General features: G+C 58.6%; 18 protein-coding genes and 1 tRNA gene. 6 read left to right on the top strand and 13 right to left on the bottom strand.

The window, feature by feature from the left end; genetic code table 11:
- Positions 1 to 205 precede the first annotated feature (205 nt).
- The 3 genes from AC0L2Z_RS23295 to AC0L2Z_RS23285 all read left to right on the top strand — a co-directional run bounded on the left by AC0L2Z_RS23295 (position 206) and on the right by AC0L2Z_RS23285 (position 3,894).
- Entirely contained in the window at positions 206 to 1,627 is a 1,422-nt protein-coding gene (locus tag AC0L2Z_RS23295) for a CHAT domain-containing protein (RefSeq protein WP_473629423.1), read from the top strand.
- 42 nt (positions 1,628 to 1,669) lie between these two features.
- Positions 1,670 to 3,460 carry a CHAT domain-containing protein gene (locus AC0L2Z_RS23290; protein WP_473629422.1) on the top strand — a complete coding sequence of 597 codons (1,791 nt, stop codon included), beginning with the start codon at positions 1,670 to 1,672 and terminating at the stop codon, positions 3,458 to 3,460.
- A 361-nt stretch (positions 3,461 to 3,821) separates the two neighbouring features.
- Positions 3,822 to 3,894, top strand: a tRNA-Arg gene (locus AC0L2Z_RS23285).
- Between the two features lie 904 nt (positions 3,895 to 4,798).
- Here AC0L2Z_RS23285 and AC0L2Z_RS23280 read toward each other — a convergent pair.
- The 6 genes from AC0L2Z_RS23280 to AC0L2Z_RS23255 form a co-directional block, all read right to left on the bottom strand.
- Positions 4,799 to 5,119, bottom strand: coding sequence for a hypothetical protein (locus AC0L2Z_RS23280; protein WP_473629421.1), 321 nt, complete (start codon positions 5,117 to 5,119; stop codon positions 4,799 to 4,801).
- A gap of 145 nt (positions 5,120 to 5,264) precedes the next feature.
- A complete protein-coding gene (locus tag AC0L2Z_RS23275) occupies positions 5,265 to 5,576 on the bottom strand; it encodes a hypothetical protein (RefSeq protein ID WP_473629420.1) in 312 nt (103 codons plus the stop codon).
- Positions 5,577 to 5,830: 254 nt separating this feature from the next.
- Positions 5,831 to 6,208 (bottom strand): hypothetical protein, encoded by a 378-nt coding sequence (locus tag AC0L2Z_RS23270; protein ID WP_473629419.1) that lies wholly within the window; start codon positions 6,206 to 6,208, stop codon positions 5,831 to 5,833.
- Positions 6,198 to 6,569 (bottom strand): hypothetical protein, encoded by a 372-nt coding sequence (locus AC0L2Z_RS23265; protein ID WP_473629418.1) that lies wholly within the window; start codon positions 6,567 to 6,569, stop codon positions 6,198 to 6,200. Before AC0L2Z_RS23265 ends, AC0L2Z_RS23270 begins: the two co-directional genes overlap by 11 nt.
- Positions 6,560 to 6,973, bottom strand: coding sequence for an ATP-dependent DNA ligase (locus tag AC0L2Z_RS23260; protein WP_473629417.1), 414 nt, complete (start codon positions 6,971 to 6,973; stop codon positions 6,560 to 6,562). Before AC0L2Z_RS23260 ends, AC0L2Z_RS23265 begins: the two co-directional genes overlap by 10 nt.
- Positions 6,974 to 7,494: 521 nt before the next feature.
- Complete coding sequence (locus AC0L2Z_RS23255) at positions 7,495 to 7,767, bottom strand: hypothetical protein (RefSeq protein ID WP_473629416.1); 273 nt, start codon at positions 7,765 to 7,767, stop codon at positions 7,495 to 7,497.
- A 99-nt stretch (positions 7,768 to 7,866) separates the two neighbouring features.
- Between AC0L2Z_RS23255 and AC0L2Z_RS23250 the strand changes: the two genes are divergently transcribed.
- The 3 genes from AC0L2Z_RS23250 to AC0L2Z_RS23240 all read left to right on the top strand — a co-directional run bounded on the left by AC0L2Z_RS23250 (position 7,867) and on the right by AC0L2Z_RS23240 (position 13,614).
- Entirely contained in the window at positions 7,867 to 8,847 is a 981-nt protein-coding gene (locus AC0L2Z_RS23250; protein WP_473629415.1) for a thermonuclease family protein, read from the top strand.
- A 54-nt stretch (positions 8,848 to 8,901) separates the two neighbouring features.
- A complete protein-coding gene (locus tag AC0L2Z_RS23245; protein ID WP_473629414.1) occupies positions 8,902 to 9,174 on the top strand; it encodes an excalibur calcium-binding domain-containing protein in 273 nt (90 codons plus the stop codon).
- A gap of 981 nt (positions 9,175 to 10,155) precedes the next feature.
- Positions 10,156 to 13,614 carry a DNA methyltransferase gene (locus tag AC0L2Z_RS23240; protein WP_473629413.1) on the top strand — a complete coding sequence of 1,153 codons (3,459 nt, stop codon included), beginning with the start codon at positions 10,156 to 10,158 and terminating at the stop codon, positions 13,612 to 13,614.
- A 279-nt stretch (positions 13,615 to 13,893) separates the two neighbouring features.
- Here AC0L2Z_RS23240 and AC0L2Z_RS23235 read toward each other — a convergent pair whose 3' ends face one another.
- From AC0L2Z_RS23235 to AC0L2Z_RS23205, 7 genes are all read right to left on the bottom strand, one after another.
- Positions 13,894 to 16,203, bottom strand: coding sequence for an nSTAND3 domain-containing NTPase (locus tag AC0L2Z_RS23235; protein ID WP_473629412.1), 2,310 nt, complete (start codon positions 16,201 to 16,203; stop codon positions 13,894 to 13,896).
- A complete protein-coding gene (locus tag AC0L2Z_RS23230; RefSeq protein WP_473629411.1) occupies positions 16,200 to 18,161 on the bottom strand; it encodes an AAA family ATPase in 1,962 nt (653 codons plus the stop codon). The genes AC0L2Z_RS23235 and AC0L2Z_RS23230 overlap by 4 nt, the downstream gene beginning before the upstream one ends.
- The gene (locus AC0L2Z_RS23225) at positions 18,148 to 18,669 is read right to left on the bottom strand and encodes an ABC-three component system middle component 5 (RefSeq protein WP_473629410.1); all 522 of its coding nucleotides are present in this window, start codon (positions 18,667 to 18,669) and stop codon (positions 18,148 to 18,150) included. Before AC0L2Z_RS23225 ends, AC0L2Z_RS23230 begins: the two co-directional genes overlap by 14 nt.
- The gene (locus AC0L2Z_RS23220; RefSeq protein ID WP_473629409.1) at positions 18,666 to 19,475 is read right to left on the bottom strand and encodes an ABC-three component system protein; all 810 of its coding nucleotides are present in this window, start codon (positions 19,473 to 19,475) and stop codon (positions 18,666 to 18,668) included. Before AC0L2Z_RS23220 ends, AC0L2Z_RS23225 begins: the two co-directional genes overlap by 4 nt.
- A gap of 295 nt (positions 19,476 to 19,770) precedes the next feature.
- Positions 19,771 to 20,814, bottom strand: a complete 1,044-nt coding sequence (locus AC0L2Z_RS23215; protein ID WP_473629408.1) for an OmpA family protein — start codon at positions 20,812 to 20,814, stop codon at positions 19,771 to 19,773.
- Positions 20,811 to 22,181: a hypothetical protein gene (locus tag AC0L2Z_RS23210; RefSeq protein ID WP_473629407.1), complete on the bottom strand. Its 1,371-nt coding sequence runs from the start codon at positions 22,179 to 22,181 to the stop codon at positions 20,811 to 20,813. The genes AC0L2Z_RS23215 and AC0L2Z_RS23210 overlap by 4 nt, the downstream gene beginning before the upstream one ends.
- Positions 22,124 to 22,771: a hypothetical protein gene (locus tag AC0L2Z_RS23205; protein ID WP_473629406.1), complete on the bottom strand. Its 648-nt coding sequence runs from the start codon at positions 22,769 to 22,771 to the stop codon at positions 22,124 to 22,126. Before AC0L2Z_RS23205 ends, AC0L2Z_RS23210 begins: the two co-directional genes overlap by 58 nt.
- Positions 22,772 to 22,871 lie beyond the last annotated feature (100 nt).

Raw genomic sequence — 22,871 nt, 5'->3', positions numbered from 1 at the left:
TGCGCAACCATAACTAGACTGACCCAACTAGACTATGGACGGGCGAACTGGTCAACCTGGCGGCGTGGCGAAATCCGGGCAGAGGGTGTAGAAGTGTCGTTCGCCGTCGTACCGCGCCGGCGCGAGCGCCGGGCGACGGTGCGACGCGCGGAAATCGGCGCCCGATGCGCGCGGCGGGTGAAGCTGGCAGGGAAAAGGACGTTGCATGTTGTCGTTGCTTGCCGAGAGGGACTCCGAGTCGCGCAGGCACGTGAACCTGAATATCCGGCTGGACGTTTCGTCATCGTCTCCACTCGACTTGAAGGCTGTCGCGACCTGTCAATCGGACGTCGTTCCGGACCGGACCGCCTTCGAGACGGTCTATTTCAGAATCATGCCCCAGGAGTTGCGCGAGGCCTACGACACGATTCGCTCCTCCTCGCAACAAGGCGCGTCGCGCCGCGGTGCGACCCAATTGCTCGATCCCGTCAAGGACCTCGGCGCCAGGCTTTTCAATGCCCTGTTCCAGGCCGAGCTCGGACCGCTCTATCGCGAAAGCGTGTCGCGCGGGGACGAGCAGGATGCGCGGCTGCGCATCTGCATCTCTGCCACGCCCGGCACCCTGATTGAGGAGCTGCCGTGGGAATTCCTCTACGATCCGCTACGCAATGACTTCCTGGCGCTCTCGTCGCGCCGTCCGATCGTTCGTCAGGTCGTGCCAGACACGCCTTTCGAGGGCGCGCCGGTGGCCGACACCCTTCGCATCGCCTTCATCACGACGCCCGATCCCGAAGGCTATCTCAACACTGAGGGCGACTGGGAGGTGCTGCGGCAGATCGCCGAGAGTGAGCCTGCTCGCCTCCGTGTTGAACGAATTCCTTCTGCGTCGCCGAGCGACTTTCTCGAACTCGTGACCTCGGCCAGCTTCGACGTCGTGCATTTTTCCGGGCACGCCACCGAGCAGATGCCGGGCACGCCACTCTCGCCGCAGGCGCTCCAGCTGACGGGTTTCGGCCCGGGCAGCACGGACGTTTTTCCCGCCGAGATGCTGATGCGGATACCGCAGCGGTCACGCGGGCCGCAGCTGCTTTGCCTGAACGCGTGCAACACTCACCGTCTGGCGCAGCAACTCGCGACGCGCATCCCGAACGTGATCGGGATGCGCGAGCTGGTATCGACCGATTTCTGCGTGACCTTCGCGAACGGACTCTACCGCAGTTTGGTGCAAGGATTTTCGATCGAGGAGGCGATCACCGCTGCGCGCGCGCTGAGCGACACCGTCAACCCAGGCGGCCGCGAATGGGGCATGGCCATCTTCTGCACCAACGCTCCCGTGCCGGTCCAGCTTGCCAACTCGGCGCAGCGCTCCGGGCGGCCGACAGGAACCGAGGACGCCGTTTCGTTTGCCCCGCCCGATCCCGAGGACGCGCGCGAATGGCGCAAGCTGAAGCGGCAGCTCGAGCTCAATCAGCGCAATCAGGCAGCGCTGTCGGATCTGTTGGAAGGACTGACCAGGACCGAGACGCTCGGCGAGGCCGTACGCACCATCAGCCAGGGCTCGGTGAAGGACCTGTGGGCGCAGATTTCGCGGCTGAACGCCACGATCGCCGATATCCAGCATCGAATGCGTATTCTGGGCGGGGGTTAGCGCACGCCAATGGCGCGAGACGTTACCACGCTGAGCAGGCTCGTGCTAGACCTCGACCACAAGTCGAAAACGCTCGCGATTGCGAGGCGCCTGATCGAGCAGCTCGACAAGGGCAAGCTCGAAGCGATTGAGGGCGAGCGTTGGCTGCTGCAGCAGCTCGAGCCGCGACGCGACCGTGGCTGGGATCTGCTCGCGCGCATCCGTGACAGCACCGCGCGCGCCGATTTCCTACCGCTCGTAAAGGAGCTCGGCGAGCTGCTCGACGAGGTTGATTGGGACGTGCTCGACGAGTTGGTTCCCGCGCTGGAGCATAAGGTTGCGGCGCAGGACGCGCGCATTCGAGGCTACGGCGACGCGCTCGCCAAGGCGCGCGTCTACCTCAACACGCTGCGCCGCGATCTGACGCTCGCCCGTAATGACGGCGTTCCCCTGATCGAGGACGAGCGATTCCTGCTCATTCTCGACGGTTTGGTCATCAGCCTCGATCGCGCCATCCAGGAGCAGAATTTCCTCGCCGTCCCCGGCCTGGTCGAGGAGATCGAGAAGAAGGGACGGCCGTCCCATCTGGAGACGGACAAGATCGAAGAGCGCGTGAAGGGCAAGAAGCACTTTGCGCGCCAAGCCGACCTGCTGCTGCTGCGCCCGCCCCTGAACGACAGGCGGGGGGTCGAGGAGTATGAGTACACGGTTCTGTTGCGCACACCGAGCCGCCCCGGCAGCCACGGCGTCAACATCCAGGGCACCAGCACGGTCGTCAAAGCCGATCGCGATCGGGTGATCGAGGGCTTCCGCAAGGTGACAGTGGCGCTCAACTACGCCACGCAGCGCAAGGCCGACCTCGGCGCCGTCGGCGCCGATGCTGCGGAGCCGGTTGCGGCCGGGGTAACACGCGACCTCCATCTGGGCGACCCGAGCAGCCAGCGTGAGGTCCCGGTCGTCAACCCGAACCTGCAGCTGCGCGAGGTCGGCGACTTCATGTTCCGCATCTTCATCCCGGAGCAGATCGCGCAGTTTCTGCGCGCGCAGCCATGCTCGCTGACGCTGACGACCAATGATCTCGAGGTTCCCTGGGAGCTGATGCTGACCGACAGCGGCCTGACGGAAGGCAGGTTCGTCTGCACCGAGCGTCCGGTGGCTCGGCTGCCGATGGGCTACGTCATCCCGCGGATGGACATTTTCGATGCGCCGCCGCGGGCGAAGAAGCGCTTTCTGTTCATCTACTCGGATCCGGACGAAAATCTCGTCGGCGCGCGCCGCGAGGTCAGGGCGATCGAGACCGCTTTGAAGGACCGCTGGAAGAACGACGTCGAGGTCGAGGTGATCGAGCGCACCGAGGCGACCGGCGAGCGGATGAACGAGGTACTGCGCGGCAACCGGTTCGACGTCATCCACTATGCGGGGCACGCCGCCTTCAACGTCGAGAAGCCGGAGCTGAGCGCGTTGCTCCTGTCCGGGCACGAGCCGCTGTATGCGCAGAAAGTCCGCCGCCTGCTCAAAGGGCGTCCGCTCGTCGTGCTGAATGCCTGCCAGTCGGCCGCGGCCGCGAGCCGGCATCAGGCGCCAGAAACCCGGTACGAGCTGCAGCAGGCGGAAGGGCTCGCCGCCGCGTTCATCTATGGCGGAGCGCTCGGCTGCCTTGGCGCGATCTGGCCGGTATTCGACGGACCGGCGGCCGAGTTCGCCGTCGCCTTCTACAACAAGGTGATCGAGGGCGAGATGATCGGCGAGGCAGTGCGCCATGCCAGACTCGAGGCGCAGAAGGCGCATCCCGAAGGGATCACCTGGGCGTCGTTCACGCTTTACGGCGACCCCACGTTCCGCGTGTTCAGCTAGGTGGCGTTATGCAAGCATCGGCCGTACTGCATGGCCAATTGAAATCCCCTTAGGCTTTGATTTTTATTAGCTTTTCCGGCTCAGTATGTACAATCCATCATTGGCAGGACGGCCACTGTCGCGCGCTGTTTTGAGGGGGTTCGAGTCCAATGCGCGGGGCCGAAATGGAAAATGCAATAAAATCAAATACTTAAATGATGGATTTGGTGGGCCTGGAGGGCGTCCCTAGAAACGTTGATTTCATTGACTTTTTCGTGGGCCGAAAATCAGAAGTCTTCCCGCATCGTTCCGTATGGTCCCTCACGCCGGCCATGACCTCGAATTCGTGCCCCTGCCGACGCGATTATGTGTCGGGCCGCTAGTTCCCGTAGCCCAACGGGATAGAGTAGCAGATTTCTAATCTGTAGGTGCAGGTTCGATTCCTGTCGGGATCATCAATAAAATCAACGGCTTAAATGCCACCGCTGCTCTTTTCATGTCGCATCATGTTGCAATTGGCTACCGTTTATTTTCAATGACTTACAGAAGCTGTCGGCAGGTCCATGCGACATGGGCGCGACATGAAACACTTGCAAAGTGAGACTGCCCTTTCACGGCGGTAACAGGGGTTCGATTCCCCTTGGACGAACCAATGAAATCAGATACTTAGCGTTCAATGCCAGACTTCGGGTCCGATAAGAGACCCGAAAAGCAGCCGTCGCCGTAGCCGAATCAACTGCCGGGCGAGAGCCAAGCCTGACAACAGCGTTCGCCAGCGAACCCGCAAAATCGGCTGATCTAAACTACAGTGCGCGACAGGCGTATGGATGGCTCACCTCGTTGACCTTCTTCCCCCAAGCCGCCATCGCGCCCGTGAACGGAAAGATCAGCCAAGCGGAGGATCCAGATGCCGCGCAAGAGGAAGCGCTAGAAAGGGCCTGAAGACAAACACACAAATCTCGCCATCAGAGTGCAGCGCTGCGAGACGAGCGTCGAAGCTCGCATCAATTCCCATGTTTACGCACCGCAATATGCTTGGGATTTGGATGATGATGACCCGCTGTATCAATTCACAACGCAACTGACTTGCGATCGAAATGAGAACGAAGATGAGATCCGCTTACGCCGCCGCAATCGCAATCACCATGCAAGCAACTGTCATCAATGCCGGGCCGGAATACGCGGTCATCGGTGTGGGTGCTACCTCATGCGGATCATGGATCAGCAATCTTCCGCTTCGTCGCCATTCTATGAGTTGGGTATTAGGGTTTCTGACCGCAATGAATATGCACGAAGCGTCGCTAGGCCGGCCCGGCGAGTTGTCCAAGGGGACCGACGCGGATGGCCTTGAGCTGTGGATCACAAATTACTGTTCAGCCAACCCATTGGCAGATGTGTCGGAAGCAGCGTTCCGACTTTACGTGACTCTGAAGAACAGATGACCGCCAACACTCCCCGCGCCCGCGCGCCCTCGCCCTGCTTGGTCGCGACGTGAATACGAACTGCAGCCCGGCTCATTTCAAGTGCGCCGAGGTCAAGAACCCATACCCAGGACTTGCCGAGGATCAGGAAGGCCAAGCGCGCCAGCAGGCCCGGCACGAAGGCACAAAAAAGCCGGCACGGCGTTTCGGGCACCGGCCGGCTGGGTTTAGCGCTTCTTCTTGGGGGTGATTTCTTCAATCGGGGCGCCCTCGCCGATTTCTTCCACCATCACTTCAGCCTTGGCCATGCCGGCACGATGCCGGGGACCGCCGCGAAATATAAGCCGCTTGAAGTTCAGACAAGCGAAAGCCCCATGGCTGGACCCACGGGGCCTTAAGAGGCCTTAATCGACAGTCAAAATGGCGATGTTAAAATTGTTCGCAGGGAAGAGACGGTCGCCCGTGTCCAATGCTTTGTTCTTCAGCGCTACCCACTCGTGTTCCCAGTCAACAGCAATAGTCGTTTGCGTGCTGTAGGTGTTCCTGGTCACATCGGTCAGGATCGCTACGAATCTATGACGATCCCTGTTTGGAAAACTAATCTTGCTTGATGCATTGTCGAACGTCACGCCTGGGCTAGCCATCGTCAGCGCGCGATCCATGACCTGCGCTGTAGCAAGGACTTGTCCCGGTCCAACAGGCTTAGGTTCTGGCATTTTGTGTTCCCTCCCTTTTAGGTGCATTTTCTGTATGCTTTTTAGCACATACCTTAGACCTGCCCTAGTAAGGCTTATTTGGTAGGGAGGGGAGTTGAAGTCCTATTCTTCCGCCGCCGGCTTGTTGCAATCGGTGAAGGACGTTACCGGAAAGACCACTCCTTGGGGGCAGTGGGGCACTACAGGCCCAATCCGCCCGGCCGGCGCCCTACAGGCAATCTACCCCAACGCCCCCCAAGCGGCGCTGGCCACTTTCAGCCCCTTCGTTCGAAAGTTGGCTTCCAGTCGCGATTGCGCGCCCGCTGCTGGCCTTCGTAGTCAGGAATGCAAGTGAAGAACACCTGCCGGCGGTCACGGCCGGCAGCCTTGCAATTTGAGCAGACAAAGAGCCCGACCAAGTCGTCATGCATCGAGCCGTGGTCACGGCCGAGCCTGTCAATCAGCGCCTGGATGTCGAGTTTCGTCGATTTGCAGCACATCGGGTGCGCACAATTGACATAGATGGCTTCGCGGGCGGCCAGAGTGTGGCGAGGGTCTTTCGGGGCATGGCGATTTTCCGTTGAGGGGCTCGCCGCAACGGGATGATTATATTCCTGAATGCTGATCCCTTGCCACTGGTCGCTAACTCTCATCCCAAAAATCCTGCTGCGAAGCGTGCCGAAGGTCTTCCTCGCCCCGGAGGTGCTTCACGCGGGCTTTGATCCCCGGCTTGACCCACTGCGTTGCCGGCCGCTTCCTCATGTCCTTTGGCGCCTCTCCGGCATGCTCCTGGACGCGCTTCCACAGCCGTTCCCGCATCTCGCGATTGACGCTGACGAAAGCGCCGCGCACATATTTCCGTGTGCCGGGTACCGCCATAAGGGCGAAAGCGGGCTTGCCTTGCTCGCGTTCGACACCGAGCAATTCGAACTCGCTTTCGGTGAAGGACTTTGTCTTCAGCCAATTGGTAGTCGGGCCGCTGCGGTATTTAGAGTCCGCGCGCTTTAATACCACCCCCTCCAGGCCGGCTTTGTCGACGAGGTGATAAATCGCGTTCGCCTCGCCTGGTAGCGCCTCGCTGAATTGGATACGGCTATCAGTATCTCCCGCCGGTCCCGTAGTGCCATGTCGCGAAGATCATGGCCGTTGAGGTGCAGAAGATCGAAGGCGACGAAGTAGAGATCGTGCTGGCGCCGCGTGATCGCCTTGCGCAGCGCGGCAAAGTCCGAAAGGCCAGCCTCATTCAAGACGACGACTTCGCCGTCGATGATGGCGTTCTGTACGTTGAGACCTTTGGCTGCCTCGGCCAGATCGCGGTATTTGGAGGTCCAGTCGAGTCCGCGGCGGGTGAAAATCCGAGCGGCGCCGGCGTCGATGATGATCTGGGAGCGGTAGCCGTCGAATTTGGCTTCATGCATCCAGTCATCGCCTTGGGGCGGCTTGGCGACCAAGGTAGGCATCATCGGAGGAATGAACTCATGCCGGCCGGGTCCGGCACGCACTGGTTTCCGCACGGAATCGAGTCTAGGCCCGTCCCATCTGGTGGTCAGGGGAACGGATAATGATCATTTACTAAATTAGAAATTCTGCATGAAACGGCTTATTATTCGTCCCAGCCGGCGGACACGCCCACACCCGGCCTTAGGCCCAGCGGCCACTATCTAAACCCCAAACTGCCTGCTGGGCCGCCCCATCTCAGCGAGAAAGCATGGACGGCCAAGATAACATCTGCAACGCAAGGGCCGCCCTCAAGCTAGTGCGCATGGCTATTGAACAGACTTGCCCTGCCGGCGTGTTACCTAGCGAGGAAGCCGTTTTGTTACTCTACGGCCCAGAGCCCGTACACGAGGGCGAAGCCCTTGCCAAAGCCATCGTTGAAACGGTCAACCGGTTAACCCGATGAACGCCAACGGCGCGCCTAGAGCCGAAGCCACTGATATTAGGTTTTTGGCGCGCCGCATCGCCCTTTGAGAATTGCGATCTCGGTTTCGTGGTCGCCGCCCGACATCGAGGAAACCGGCACGCCTATGAGAAAAACGCCCAATGCGTCCCCGGTCACAGCCTTGTTTTGCTGATTTGATACGATGGCCAAACGCTCTCTGTCCGCCTGCGTGCAGGGGCCGGCGTTCGGAACGCCCGCGATCTTGTCGGGCGGCGTGGCGCACGCCACCAGTCCCGCTAGCATTGAAATCGTCAAAGCAAATCGGTTCACAGTCCCCACCCCTTTTACAGCCGGCGGCAACATCGCGTAGTGGAAGACTGCGTGCAAGCCCGTTCGTCGGCAGATTCGACAACAAAGTGCAAAAGGCGCATGATCCCATCTGGTGTCGGGGGATACCTTCATGCATTGGCGTTTGTATTTCGCCGCCCTATCAGCGGTTCTTATTTCGGCGACGCTGCGTTCGGCCGAAAGCCGCTCAGGCGGCGCGATGTGATGATGGGCTTGGACAGGTCTCGTTGCGATAATCGGTCCGACCAGTGGCGGAAGCGCAGCGGGCCAAAGCGGCATCGTCGGCGCTGGTTGTCGGGCGTGCCTATGCGGCTGGTTTTCGTGACCGTGGCCGCGGCTTCGGCTTTGGCAACGCAATTCGTCATGCAACACACAGGCTCGCTGCCTGAGATCAATCTACAGAATTTGACCAAGCCGGCTCCGGCCCCGATCTCTGGGGTGGCTTCGGTCATCGACGGCGACACAATTGAAATCCATGGGCAGCGCATCCGCTTCAATGGTATCGACGCGCCCGAGAGCCACCAATACTGCAACGACGCCAAGGGTTTCGAATATCCGTGCGGGCGCCGCTCTGCCGAAGCACTGGATGGCTTCCTGTCGGCGTCAAAGCCGGTCCAATGCACTTTCGTCACGTGGGATCGCTATGACCGCTATGTCGGCGACTGCGGACGCGCGGACGGCTCCAGTGTCGCCGCCTGGATGGTCGAGCATGGCCAAGCGCTCGATTGGCCGACATACAGCAATGGTGCGTATGCAGGGCAGCAAGCTAAGGCGAAGGCGTCGAAGGCCGGTCTTTGGGTAGGGACGTTTCAATTTCCGTGGGACTGGCGAGCACAGCATAGCGACGACCCGCAAGCGGCGCCGGTACCGCTTTTTGCGATCGGCAACGGCAACTCAGGCTGCAACATCAAAGGCAACATTTCAGCGGACGGCGAACACATCTATCACGTGCCTGGCCAGAAATTCTACGACGTCACCCGAATTTCTGAATCGAAAGGTGAGAGGTGGTTTTGCTCGGAAGCAGATGCTCGGTCTGCTGGTTGGAGGCGATCGAAGCGATAATGAGATTTGAGGGTTGGGGCTGCGGTCAATGCGGCAGTCCGCGAAGGGGAAAATATGAAGCAATCAGCAATTGGGTTTATCGCGGCTCTATCCTTTTTGTCCGGCAGCAGCCCATCCCTGGTTTGGGAGAGCGTTCATTTGCTGGGAGCGACTTCAAGCAAAGGAAGTTCGTTCTCACGAATTGCGCAAAGCTGGTCCTGCCAGCCGCGATTGACGTGTTCGCAAATCAGCTCATGTGAGGAGGCAAATTGGTATCTGAGCAGTTGTCCCTGGGGCGGGAAACTCGACCGGGACAGCGACGGCATTCCGTGTGAAAGCCTATGCTGAGCATCTTGTCGCGCCGGTTGGCCTTGCCATAACGCTCTGCACACTTCCCGCCCATGCGCCCGCTGGCCGAGCCCATGATCTCGTATCGCGGCTATCGGTGGCGATCGCCTTACCGCACTTCAATCCATTATTGTGAACGCCGATCCATGCACGGGCGCTAGCAAGATGGTCTACATGGGGGATTCCGTCGATTATGATGCTGGCATCTGGACGGTCCGTTGCAACGAGGGAGACTATCTGCTGGAGATCAAAAACTCTGGTCTCGAGACGAAGGTTGCTCAAATGCTCGGTCGCTGAAGCGCTGGGCGTCCGTTGCTGGGAACCGTCTGGCTCGCGTGGTTGCTATGCCGCAGAAATGGACAGTGGCTCTACTTCTATGCGGCGGAAGTTGCGCCGTGGCTCCCGCCAGTATGGCCAGCGACCCCACAGTGATCTCATGCAAATTTGAGCATTGCCGCCGATGCTAATGATAATCCGCGGCGGCATGGGTGCGAAGACAACTCCTTGCAAGTCGGCCAGACGTCCCCCGGTGGTTCCACTGAGTGTCGGATTGAGCTTGATGCTCGCCGAAGTCGGGATTCAGGTGTTCACATTTTCGCTACGATTGCCCGCTTCGGTGTCAATATCAGCGCCCGGGAACGACACACTAACGTACTACGGCGAGTGCATTAGTTCGCTTCAGCCTTGACTCCGCCTGGCATCGCGCATGGGTCAAAAAGTCCGCGTCCCCGATAGTCCGCCTTGCGCCAGAGTCTGTACACCGGAATGACTGGATTGGGCCGTGAGCCGTCCGTTCGCTTCCAAACTCATCAGAAAGCGGCCGAATAAAATGCTCGCGAGAATTTTCTGGGTACGCAGAAGAAGCCACTCGCATTGCTCCGTTCCAATAAAACTGCGTCACCAAGACCTGAATCAATTCCTGCTCGTTCTTGTAATGCGGCCTTTTTATCTTTTAGTAACTACGCAATGCCAATTTGATGCATGCGGCATGGGCAGGACATTAATAAAGAATTACTGATCGCTGAGTTCATCAGGCGATGGTCCAATCTTGATGGCGGTCAAGAGCGGGCCAACTATTCTCTTTTCTTGACAGAGCTTTGCGATGTGATTGGGGTCAAGCGGCCCGATCCAGCATTGGCTGCCCATGACTTCAATGACTACGTGTTCGAACGGCGCGTCGAAAGAAAGCGTCCTGACGGGACAGCCGAGGCTGGGCGCATCGATCTCTACAGGCGCGGGTGCTTCATCCTCGAGGCAAAGCAGAGCCGCCTCCGTGGCGGTAAGAAGATGGTGCCAGAAGGTCAGACGGACCTATTCGCCACCGCGGAGAGAGGGCCCACCGACACCGCGGTGTCCGGCCTCGATCACGTCATGGTCCAGGCGCGCCGGCAGGCGGAGCGATATGCAGCTTCGTTGCCCTCCGATCATCCATATCCACCGTTCATCATTGCGTGCGATGTTGGGCGAGCTATCGAGCTCTACGCTGATTTTTCCGGTCACGGACGTCACTACGCCCAGTTTCCCGATGCTCGGCAATTCTGCATCGAACTCAGCCATCTAGCGAGCCAGGATACCCGAGAGCTACTGCGCGCTGTATGGGAACAGCCTCAATCCTTGGATCCGGCACAGAAGACGGCCAAGGTCACGAGAGAAATTGCGGGGCAGCTGGCGGAAATCTCTAAGGCGCTCGAAGGGCGAGGTTTCGAGGCCCGCAGCGTGGCCGTTTTCCTCATGCGGTGCCTCTTCACGATGTTCGTCGAGGACGTGGGCCTGCTCCGCAAGAAGGGGTTCACGGAGCTTCTGACTAAGTGCCTCGACGACCCCACCCGGTTCACCTTCGAAATCGATGATCTCTGGCGGCACATGGACCGCGGGGACTATTCGCCCGGCATTGGTGAGAGGCTGCTTCGATTCAACGGCAAGCTGTTCAAGAATGCCGCGTCGCTTCCGCTGACCAAGGACGAGATACGTCTTCTCCGTGACGCTTCGGATGCCGATTGGCGCGATTTGGAACCTGCAATATTCGGCACGCTGTTCGAACAGGCGCTGGACCCGATCGAGCGCAAGCGTCTCGGTGCGCACTACACGCCCCGCGCTCACGTCGAACGGGTTGTGGATGCCACTATCATTGAACCGCTCACCGAAGACTGGATTGGCCATCAGTCTGCTGCCGAGCGTACGATCCGCAATGGCTCAACGGCGGCCGCCATTCGCGAGGTTGAAGACTTCCTCAGGCACCTGGCGTCCGTGCGAGTGCTCGATCCGGCATGTGGCACGGGGAATTTCCTGTATGTTGCCCTTCGCCGGATGAAGCAACTGGAAGGCGAGGCACTGAAGCAGTTGCAGGATATCGGTGGCGAGGAGGCAGTTGCGCGCGTCGCGGACATCTCGGTGAAGCCGGAGCAATTCTTCGGCATGGAACTCAACAAGCGGGCCGTCGAGATTGCCGAACTGGTGCTCTGGATAGGATACATCCAGTGGCACATGCGGACCCGGTCGACCGTCCCGCCCGAGCCAGTCCTAGGCAGCAGCGACCATGTTCACGCGAAGGATGCACTCATCACCTGGGCAGGCTACCCGCATCCTCAGCTCAAGCGTGACGCGTTGGGTAAGCCCGTGGCCGATAACCAAGGCAACGATCTCTATGTCTATCCGAATGCGATCAGCGCCGACTGGCCGGAGGCTGACTTCATCGTGGGAAATCCCCCGTTCATCGGCGGGAAGGATATTCGCGGGCGGCTGGGTGCGGGCTACGCCGAAGCCTTATGGAGTGCCAACCCGCAGATGAATCCTGCGGCGGACTTCGTCATGTACTGGTGGGACCATGCCGCGGAACTGCTCGTCCGGAAGGGAACGCGACTGCGCCGTTTCGGCTTCGTCACGACCAATTCGATAACGCAGGTATTCCAACGGCGAGTCCTTGAGAGACACTTGGCAGGCACTTCGCCCGTTTCCCTAGTGCTCGCCATTCCAGATCATCCATGGACTAAGACATCAAAGGATGCGGCCGCAGTCAGAATTGCGATGACCATTGCCGAAGCTGGCGAACGGGATGGCGTCGTGCGCCTTGTGACGAGAGAGGTAGGCCTCGAAACCGACGACCCCACGATCGAGTTTGCTGAACGTGAAGGCAGGATTAACGCTGACCTGACGATCGGAGCGAATGTGGATCGCGCCCTCGAACTTACCGCCAACAGTGCCATCTGTTATCGCGGTGTTCAGTTGATGGGTGGAGGGTTCATCATCACGGAGGAGCGCGCGCGGGAGCTTGGTCTTGGGTCGCGGCCCGGTCTGGAGCGACGCGTCCGGGAGTACCGGAACGGCAAGGATCTGACTTCAAGGCTGCGCGGGGTAATGGTCATCGATCTATTCGGGACCACGGCCGACGAGGTCCGGCGCGAATTCCCCGAAGTCTATCAGCATCTTCTTGAGACGGTTCGCAAGCAGCGATCTGAGACCTTCGCGAAATCTCCAACCAAGGACGCGCAGGACTACTTGGATCGTTGGTGGGTATTCGGAAAGCCAAGAACTGAACTCCGCCCGGCGTTGGAAGGCCTGCCCCGCTATATCGCCACCGTCGAGACCATGAAGCACCGCCTCTTCCAGTTCATGGAAGCCGAGGTCCTTCCAGACAACATGCTGGTCGCGATTGCGTCGGAGGAAGCCTTTCACCTCGGCGTACTGTCCTCCAAGGTGCACGTGACTTGGGCTTTGCGCACTGGAGGCCGGCAGGGCGTTGGCAACGATCCGAGGTATTCGAAGTCGCGGTGCTTTGATCCCTTCCCGTTTCCCGACGCCACCGGGTCGGCTCGCGCCGAAATCGGTGCCATTGCCGAAGAGCTCGATGAGACACGAAAGAGGATTCTTGTGGAGCATTCCGATCTAACTCTCACCGCACTCTACAATGTTCTTGAGGCTGTCCGAACGGGCAGTACACTCTCCCGCAAGCACCAGGACATCCGAAGCCGCGGCCGCGTTCTGATCCTGCGGGAGCTTCATGATCGGCTGGATGCTGCCGTCGCAAAATCCTATGGGTGGGAGGCGGACATCGACGCTAAGCAGATTCTCGACAGCTTGGTCTGTCTGAACGAAGTCCGGGCCGCAGAAGAGCGCCGGGGCTTTATCAAGTGGCTGCGTCCCGAGTATCAGATCGACAAGATCGGTCCGCTGGCACATCGCGGCGACCGCGTCCAAGCGATCCTGGCGACCAAGGTCAGGGCGAAGAAGGCCCCGTTCCCAGCCGCACGACTGGATCAGGCGCGAGTCGTGCTCGACCTCATGGCGCGTGCGAAATCGCCGCTGTCAGCAGAGGAAATCGCCCTCACCTTCACATCGCCGGACGAAACCGTCGCCGAGGTGCGCGACGTGCTTAAGTCCCTGGTCCGGCTTGGCCAAGCGGAAAGCTACGACCAAGGAAGAAGCTTCTTTCGAGCCGCATGAGCGCCACTCTTCGATATCACCTGCCAATTCGCAAATCGGAGGACCGACAGCCGCCCTTCTGCTTTTGATTCGACTGTTCGGAAAAGGAGGACATATCCGGTACACCATTGCGCACCGGCCCCCTTTCTCTGCTGGTGCCATGGAGCATTGACCTCCCAGTCGCGGCCATAATTGAGCCGTAGCCTAACTGGCCCGGCAGAAGACGAGGTAGCCGCGTGTGTCGCTGCCAACACGGATGATCCACTGAAGTGGATCGACGACCGGCGCCGGTTGCGGAAGCTACCAGTCGCCTCCGCGCAGTGGAGCAAAAAGGTTGTTGAGGGCGGAGTCGTCAAAATTGTCGCTTGCCTGGGCATCCACGCTTCTTAAGGTCGGTGAATGCGAAGCGACACTCCTGCGCTCGATGACCGCCTTGCGTTCTTCCGCCGCCTCGGCCGCCCTGAAAAGCGTCGACTTTGGTATGCCGGCGCGCTCGCCCAGCTTTCCGAGCATTTCGAGATGCTCGTCCACGGTCGACTCTGAATCCATGCTGCGCAGCGTCTCGTCCAAGTCGTCAAACTCCCTCACTATCGCCGCGTCGAGGGCCGCGTTCATCTCGTCACTAACTGCGTTGGGCCACTGCTCGTAGGCGTCAGACAGCTTCGTCAAGTCTTCAGAGTTCAAGGAATGGCCCTCGATCATGTTGATTGCGCCAGCTTTGAGAAGGCCCGCCAGTTCATCGCGGGAGGGCAGTTCGTCGAAGTATCCCGAGTCCCGAAACTTTCCAAGCAATGCAATCAGGTCTTCGCCGTCGCGCCAAGGGTCCCATCCATCAACTGGGTTCTTTATGAGGGTTCCAAGGAGTGACAGAAAACGCTCTTCACCGCTCGCGTACCACCAGTCGATCAGCAGTTCTGCCCTGTCTACATTGGACAAGCCATTTGGATGGTACGAAACACCATGTTCAGTCTTGACGCGAACACGAACCGGCTGCGTCAGGAATGTTTCGGCGACAGGTAGAAAGCTGCGAGCGAGTTCAGCACGCTCAGGCGACATTGGAGCGGCCCATTGCGGATTTAGGCGTTTTCCGTGCTCCCAAACCGCTTGTGTCCACTCTGTTCGAACCGACGCTTTGGCTGCGAGTCTGAGAAGTGTGTGATCGTCGAGATAAGACAGGAGGTAATCACGAACAGAAGGGTTCACGAACATCACGCTTCTACCCGTGATTTTCACGAAGCCGCCTTCCAGTATCTTCAGTGATTCCTCGAAGTCCTTTGGGTCGTGCGGCGTCCCAAAGTGACCGTTTAGCACTGAGTGATAGGCGGCGTAGTTGGCCCTGAGCAGGTCAATCGGAACCCAGAACTCACCGCAGAAAAAGAGTGTCAGCAGCAGATGCTGGCATGTTCTCGGGATATGTTTGCGAAAGGGAATGTCCCAAAGCTGGGTTGGATCGTCTAGTGCGCCGATGAAAGCTGCCGGATACTCGGCTGGCTCGAGGTCGAACACGCGGCTCCCCTCAGTCATCAGCGCGATTAGCCGAGGGGAATAGTTCTTGTGGTCGACAATCTTTGCAACCAAGCCGCTGTCGAGGAGCGCGACGATATGTGATTGAGGCGTGCCCGTAATCGAGAGGTGATTATAGAGGATGCGCGCCTTAATGCGGCGTGTGTAAATACCGACATCGAGCAGATACCTGCTGATATCTAGGCGTCGGTCCGCGAGATGTTCGGAGTGCCGCTTCGCCTCTTCAAAAATTGGGGCTCTACTTGTTAGGATGAAGCGGGCGTTCTTGGACTTTCGCACGCGCGTAATGAAGCGCGCGAGGTCGGAGTCCATCTTTGCCAAGGCATTCTTGTCGAGTGCCACGCGGCCGAGAAAATCGTCGAAATAAAAGAGCTGGCGCCTGCTGTCCGAAATCGCGGCCAACCCGTCGTCGAGGCTGCGAATGGCAATGAGCTCCCAGTCATCGGCTAGGTAAGCGTAGCCAAGCATTTCGCCTAGTGTGGTCTTACCGACACCTGGCGGACCAGAAATGATGACGACATGCTGCGCCTCCAGCACATCTCGCGCAGCATCGAAGCTAGGATTTGGGGCGTATACCTTTAGCTTTTCAAGGATCTCATCGCGCGTGATGTCATTGAAGCTGTAGGCGGCAGCGTTGAGAACTCGCTCCAGCATCGCGGTTTGCGTAAGCCACAGCTTGATGTGTGACTTGGCCACTTCGGGATAGCGCCGCAGCAGACTATTGAGGTCCCCGGGCCCAAATATATCCGACTGGTTCAGGAGTGCAGGTCCGGTGATGTCGGCCAGCTCAGTCTTGTTCTTCGGGGTCAGGCCGCAGGACGTGGTCAGGATGTAGCGACTGGGTGACAAACGATCGATTGCGGACCGCTCTTTTTTCATCACCCTCTTGAGATCAGAGTAGCGCGATCCGGCATAGTGCTTCGCTTGGAGAACGACCTTGCCCCCTCCGCGTGCGTGTCGGCCGTCCATGCCCCCATCTGGTCCGGCCACAAACACTTCGAAACGAACGTTGAGCTCCCGACCGATCAGGTCGCGGGACAAGTCTTCGAAATCAGGATGAGAGAGCGGGACGAAGCTATACGTCATAGTCCGCTCGCTAGCTGAAGCGGATCGCCACGGTCCCGCTTCGGGATGAAGTTTAGGGTGCCCTGTTGAAGCGTTGAGAACTTACCAATGAAAAGATTGTCGTTGATCCCGCTCCAAGGCATTGCCGTCGCCAAGATAATTTGATGCTCAACCTTGGCGTTCGCCGAAATCTCGATAACCTGCCTCTGAAAATTATGACTGCGTTCCTGCTCCATCCCCTTATCTTCGGTGATGTCGATCATGAGGAAACGCGGATGCCGGAACTTGGAATCCTCAAGCGCGGCCTTCAGGAAGCCAAGCAGAAATGCAGATTTGAGGACGACACGTGAACTCGCGGAAAAATAGGTGTGGTCATCGACCGTGATCGTATTTTTTCCGAATGAAAAGTTAACGTGCTCTGGATTATCGAACGAGTCCTGACGCTTTAGATCGCCGCGCAAGATTTCGATGATATTCTTCTCGATGCTGGCCTTGGCAGTGCGAAGCCGGTCGGTCTGGCTAAGCTGCAACGCGCCGATCCGCGCACCAAAACCTTGTATCTCCGTATCGAGTGCCGCCTTTTTGGCAGCGAGGTCTCCGATTTTATTCGCGAGCTTCACTTGAGCATCGATGTCCTCGATCGACTTGTCGATGTACCCAAGGCGCCGCTGAAACTCCCTGACTTCCTCTCGAGCCTTCGAAGTGGGGACTGCACTGAGGCCAGCTAGCTCCTTTGACTTCATCCGCCAATTTCGCTGAAGGGCGGCAAGTTGATCCTGTTGCTCCTTCAGCCGTTGACGGCGGATATCCTGGAGCCGCTCGGACTGCTTGATCTGGATCGACAGCTCGTTGATGATCCCGACCACCCGGTCGCGAGCTCGTTCTTTGTCGAGCGGCATCTTGCAGAGATGGCACGCACCGATGTCGTGATCGTGCTCGATGATTTCTGCGTAACAGGCCGGACAAGTGCCAAAATGAATCGTCTGGACGATTTCTGCCGCCAGATCCGCGTCCTTCAGTGCCTCAAGGCGTGAATGCAGGGTGCGGATAAACGCCGCGGAGTCGGAGATTTCAAACTCCGTAGCGTCCACCTCTGCTTGCTTCAGCGCAAAATCTGACTGGAGTTTTTGTACCTGCTTGTAGACGTCTCGCTGCACTTGAAGCGTGAAACGTTCGGATGACTGTGTTGAATAGAAGGCCTCTTCTGCGGTCCCAAGTTGCACTTGCATCTCATCTCGCTGGGCGATCAGAGATTTTCGCCTCTGCTCGATCCAATCCAAGGTCATGCTCTCGTCGCGCGCGCCAACGACCTTGAAGATACTCCGAAGCTCCGCACTGGCCTCCGTAAACTCCCGTTCCTTAGTCTTTCTCAGCTGCTGCAGCTCGTAAATTTCCGTGTCGAACGCACCGCACAGGAGATTGCCCACCGCTTCTCTGAGGTTCTCAGGATCGTAACCCTCAAATCGGAAGAGGCTATCGGTAGGCGAAAGCTGATCGGCGTAGAGCAGTCGCAAAATCTGGTGGACCGTCAGGCTTGAAGTGCCCTCGACGGCAACGTCGGGCATGTCTAGCAGGCGAAAGATCGCCTGGGAGAAACTCTCTTGGTTCTTTGAACGGGAATAGGGGTAACGGTGCCAGGCTTCGATTGGGGCCTCAATTGCCTGCGAGTAGCGTCCACCAAAGATTTCCATAGCCGAAAGGGACGCCGCGTCGATTTGACGGCGCAACACGGCTGGGTTGCCGTTAAACTCGGCTTCTAGCCAAACATGGTCGCAGAGGAGAGCGTGCTCGCTCCACGAGGTTCGATCCAGGTCGCCACCCAGGCCATAGAACACGAAGTTCAATATGGTCGACTTCCCGGACGAATTATCGCCTCGAATTACGTTGACGCCATTGTGGAGCGCCTCGTCATACGCAATCGCAGCTCCGCGCTTGACGACCAATCTCTTCACAATGAGGCATGGATCATATCGGGTCATACCGATACTCCATCAAGCCAGACCGATCCTTGAGGCCATCGCGCCCGCCAAGTGGGTAACGCGACTTTATGGTACAAAGGATGTCGACAATCTCCGCGTTTCGCTCATTCAGCTCTCCACAACGCGTCACGACCGAAGATGGCAACGCTGTATCCGTAAAGACGATCTCGTTGAACTCCCAAGCCTCTGCCGTGATGTGCCCGCTGTGCACGAGGCTCGCAGCGGCGGCCCGCTGAAACGGCTCCATACGGGAACAAATCGAGAGATCGTCCGGCATCATTCCGTAGGGAGCTAGCGCTTCGTACGCCTTGCTCGCCTTGCGCCAAGCCGTGTCTTCCGACATCAGCTTCATCCCCTGAAGTCGAAAGGGAAATAGCAGGTAGAAATCGAGGATTCTCAGCTTATCGAAATGGACTTTCGTGCTCAGATCACAGGCAAGGTGAAGGCGAAAAAACCTGAACGCTGCGTGATAGGGGTCGAAGGCTTCATTGTAGGTGAGCTGGGTCATGGAAACACCTCGGGGTGATGCCACTTGATGAAACACTGCTCTGCTAACCAGTAGACCATGCCCAGCACCAGGTTGTGGTTGACCGACATCAATTCACTGCTGCATTCCTCGACAATCGGACCGACAATGCGCTCGATCACCAGCGCGTTGATTTCCTCATGGTTCTTGCTCGGAATCTGCCCATGAATGACGTGGGTGAATTCATTCTCGGCTTTTGCGAGAATGTGGACAAATATCAACTGTGCGGATGAGTACAGGGACCACCGTTCAAGGAGCTTGGCGAACATCTCCTTCTTCTCAATGGCCTCGTCATAGTAGGCCAGTCGTCCGCCAGCTTTGAGCTTCGCCTCCAGGCCTGCCACTCCGTCGGGCGCGCGTCGAACCTGATATCGGGCGAGCTCGTCGATCGTCGTCTGAGTTTGTTCGTTTCCGTCGTACTGCTCCTTCAATCGAAGGAGTAGCTTTTCGATCATGCCCTTTTTAGCTTCGTACGTGACAACGTCACGGCCGGCTATATTGCCGCCCGCATGCGCCCCTTGTTGCTGGGAGATCGTTCCCTGATGAGTGACTAGGCTCATATTTATTCGTGACGCAAACGATCGTCGGTTATCGTTTGTCGCGACCGACGATGTCTCCCCCGGCACGGGCGCTTGACTGATCAATCGCTGTACCCTGCCGATCCGCACGAACGGTTTTCGTGTACTGGAGGGTAAGCAGGGCACCGCCGATACCGCCGGCCACCAGTCCTCCCAAAAAATTCCATAGATCAAAAGCCATTGTTCCCCCGCCAAATCAAAAATGCCCAAGATAGCAATTGCCCTGCAATTGCTTCCGCTGCAACTGTTTTAGATAGCGCAGTGCACCAACCCACAACTTGCTGTTAGCGGGTTTGCATGGCGTCAAGACTTCCATGCCGCGACGAGGCCCGCGTGTAACCCAACCGAGATTTCATCCCCCACTGAGCGGACAGACCGCTCATGGGGAATAGTCGAGGCTAAGCGAACGGCCGGGATAGGCGCATTGCCGACCGGCAGCTTCCGGCGGTCAATTTGTAAGAGCCCTGCCGGACGGTGTCGTTATGGACCTCATCGATGAGGGCCCTTAACCCTCCCCTTCCTGCGAGCCTGCCGCGTGTTCAACCACTTTCTTCCTGACCCTGATTTCAATGCGCCTGCGGGCGGCGTCGTCCCCGACATGCGTTCCGTCGGTGAGCGCGTCACCCAGAAGTATCAGTTGGCCGCCTGACATCGGCAGGACGTCGAGGCCCTCGAGTTCCGGGGACCCTAAAAGGAGATCGGCGACCGACAGCGCACGGGCGAGGCCCAGCCCTGCATTGTCCGAAGGCTGCAGCTCGCTGATCGGTGCCCGTCGGTCGAGCACGGATTTCATGTCACGGTCCATGTTGGAGTAGTTCCGCGGCATATTTTGCTCGTCGGTGTGGCCGATCACCTCGATGATGTCGACACCGTATTCCTCGGCGATGCGCCTGATGTTCGGTATCTCGTTCAGGAGCCTTTCCCTGAACTCGGAAGTGAGTTCCGCGCTTCCTATGGCGAACGAGTAACCGTCGACATCGCTCAAGGAGATGATAGGCGGCCATTCGTGCGGCTGCGAATTCCCTTCCTGGGCGAGGCGGGCATGCAGTGCAGACAATTCCCTGTCGAGAAGGGCGGCTTTCTCTTCGGCTGCTGCCGTCCGGGCGGCGGCCTCGATCAGCTTCTGCAATTCTTCCACCTTGGTGATCGAATTCTCTTGTGCGGCGGCAGTCACCTCGGCCAGCTCGGCCGCCTTCTCGACAGGGATGTGTTCATCGATCTTTGAGGCCGCCGTCTGCGCCGCGACAAGCTTCTTCCATTCCTCGTCGGCAAGCTGCCTGTCGGACGAGGTTATCTGCATAAGGATCGCGTTCTGGGCAACCAGATCGGTGTTGGCTTCCGCTAGTCTGGAAAACTCTTCCTTATGTGAGGCGATCTCCCTTTTCGCGATTTCAATCTTCGCCTGCTTGTCGGCGATGATCGATCCGGCGACGAGAAGCAGGCAGAAGACAAGCAGCAGCATCGTCTCCGCCATGGTCAGGCCGAGGATGAGTCCCCGCCCGTACCCCTTTTTCTCGTAATTGACGGCGGTGTCGCGGGTGTCGATCAAGACCGCCACCCCTTGAGCCTGTCGAGGATGCCTACAGGCCTTTCACCCGTCCCGGCCGGTCCAGGTTCGGCTTCGGCCATGAGTTCGGGGGTTGTCGTTCCGGCCCCGCTCGCCGCCGTGTTTCCAACTTCGACGGACACATCGGATACGGTAAGTTCGAAGCCGTTCAGTCTGCTGACAGACATCGCGTGATCCGCGGTGCCATCTCTTTGGACTGCCGGAAGGCTTTCGAACCGGCTCTCTAGCTTCCGTTCAAGCCTATCCGCCAGGCTGGTGATCGCTTTTTCCCGCTCTTCAGTCTTGTCAAGAATCTTCACCATGGTCGCGCGTTGGGAATCCGACGCTTCGATAAACTTCCCGACCGCTTCCGCAAGTTCGCTGATCTTCGTTTCCTGCACCTTTACCAGGGCTTCTGTCTTCTCGGCATGCTTGCCGACGGAGGCAGCGAGCAGGTTCACGACGGGGACGATCTCTTCCCTCAGCACCGTGTCCGGGATGACGAGTTTCTCCAGTTTCCCGGCAACGCTGTCCGCCTGCGTCCCGAAGCGCCCGACCGCGTCGCCAAACGAGGTGTTCGCCTTGTCGAGGAGCGTGGCGACAGACGACACCTTGTCGAGCACGCCCGTGAACCGATCCTCAATGCGGCCAAAGGAAACGTCGAGCGCGTCAGCAAGCCGCTCCGAAGTTTCCTTAACGGGCTTGATGGCCTCGGAAGACATCTTCTCGAATGACTGCCTCACCTGTTCGCCGTTCAGCTGGGCCTGCTTGACGATCTCGCCGTAACCCTCCGTCAGCATCTGGTTGCAGATGCGGCGGAATTCGGAGAACTCGAGGGTGACGTTTTCCATTTCCGCCCTGACGCGCCTCGACATGCCCGCCAACTCGTGTCTGGCGGCACGCTCGACATCGGCGGGATCACGCCGCGCCTGGTTGTAGCAGATGCGCAGGGTAATGCCTGTGATCGTGGATGTGATTGCGACGCCGAAGTTCCGCACGACCTCGTTCATCTCGCCGTCGGCTGAGAACAAGTAGAGCGATACGCCGAGGCTCGTCAGCGTGAACAGGAAGCCCATGTAGTAGAGATTGTCGCCGACCTGTTCGTCATGGATCCTGAGGTGGCCGACGATGATCGACAGCCCGAGATATGCGAACATGACCATGATCGGCACGGTAATCGCCAGCCATATGCCCACGCCGGACATCTTGGTGAGCCAGATGTAAAGGCATCCCGCGAACGTCATCCCTGCGAATATGGCGACAGGAAGATAAGGAGAGTCGATAATCCTCTTCGCAGTTGCGTATGTTGCCATCAAAGCCCCTCCAGCCTTTCCATTCCACCGAACCTGCCGTTGTTCGACTGGACCCATTCCGCCCAAAAGTTCCCGTGGTTCGGCCCGTCAAAAGACTTGTCCGGCCTGTTGACGTAAAGGATCGACATCTCAATGCCCTCAAGGTTCGTCCAATATTTCTCGTTTGCATCGCTTTCCCTGTAGGTCTCGTAAGAAACGCCCGAGGAATACTGGGAGTAGTCCTTCGTGTTCTCGATCATGTCGGAGGCGATGAAGAGGTGCTTGGGCGCGTCCGTTTCGGGATCCGTCGGCACCGTGTCGAACACAGCCAGCTTCACCTTCTGGATTCCAGCCATGATAGGCGACATCTCAGCCCCGGTGCCGTTCTCGATCTTGCCAAAAACCTTGTCCAGGGGCTCGCGGTAAGTCTCCTCCCAGAGCTTCTGGCGTTTCTTCGGGTTTTCGGTTTTCCAGTCGACGCTGCTGGCGTCACCCGGGTTGCATCCCGCATAAAGCTGCTCGACGTCCGAGGGAGTACCCGAAATGGTCCCGATCCACAGGTAGCCGCTCGGCTCGATCCCCTGGACGAGCTTCGTGAACTTGTTTTCCAAGTCGGCAAGCGTCACAGGCGGAAGCGGATCCGTCGTGTCGAACAGGACGGCGGTCATGCTTTTTGCTCCGGTCACGGGGCAGTGCGTTTTCTCATCGAGTGCGACGGCTGTGGCCGACTTGAAATAGAGCCAACCGAACGCCGCCAGCATTGCTGCG

Source organism: Mesorhizobium sp. WSM4850 (assembly GCF_055811735.1).
The sequence above is the reverse complement of the archived record's forward strand: the minus strand, read 5'-3'. Positions and strand labels throughout refer to the sequence as shown.

What these genes read in the sequence shown, in the direction of transcription:
- AC0L2Z_RS23295 (WP_473629423.1), top strand. Translation starts at nt 206, where the DNA reads ATGTTGTCGTTGCTTGCCGAGAGGGACTCCGAGTCGCGCAGGCACGTG.
- AC0L2Z_RS23275 (WP_473629420.1), bottom strand. Translation starts at nt 5,576, where the DNA reads ATGCCAGAACCTAAGCCTGTTGGACCGGGACAAGTCCTTGCTACAGCG.
- AC0L2Z_RS23270 (WP_473629419.1), bottom strand. Translation starts at nt 6,208, where the DNA reads ATGAGAGTTAGCGACCAGTGGCAAGGGATCAGCATTCAGGAATATAAT.
- AC0L2Z_RS23260 (WP_473629417.1), bottom strand. Translation starts at nt 6,973, where the DNA reads ATGCATGAAGCCAAATTCGACGGCTACCGCTCCCAGATCATCATCGAC.
- AC0L2Z_RS23250 (WP_473629415.1), top strand. Translation starts at nt 7,867, where the DNA reads ATGATCCCATCTGGTGTCGGGGGATACCTTCATGCATTGGCGTTTGTA.
- AC0L2Z_RS23245 (WP_473629414.1), top strand. Translation starts at nt 8,902, where the DNA reads ATGAAGCAATCAGCAATTGGGTTTATCGCGGCTCTATCCTTTTTGTCC.
- AC0L2Z_RS23240 (WP_473629413.1), top strand. Translation starts at nt 10,156, where the DNA reads ATGCGGCATGGGCAGGACATTAATAAAGAATTACTGATCGCTGAGTTC.
- AC0L2Z_RS23235 (WP_473629412.1), bottom strand. Translation starts at nt 16,203, where the DNA reads ATGACGTATAGCTTCGTCCCGCTCTCTCATCCTGATTTCGAAGACTTG.
- AC0L2Z_RS23230 (WP_473629411.1), bottom strand. Translation starts at nt 18,161, where the DNA reads ATGACCCGATATGATCCATGCCTCATTGTGAAGAGATTGGTCGTCAAG.
- AC0L2Z_RS23225 (WP_473629410.1), bottom strand. Translation starts at nt 18,669, where the DNA reads ATGACCCAGCTCACCTACAATGAAGCCTTCGACCCCTATCACGCAGCG.
- AC0L2Z_RS23210 (WP_473629407.1), bottom strand. Translation starts at nt 22,181, where the DNA reads ATGGGTCCAGTCGAACAACGGCAGGTTCGGTGGAATGGAAAGGCTGGA.
- AC0L2Z_RS23205 (WP_473629406.1), bottom strand. Translation starts at nt 22,771, where the DNA reads ATGACCGCCGTCCTGTTCGACACGACGGATCCGCTTCCGCCTGTGACG.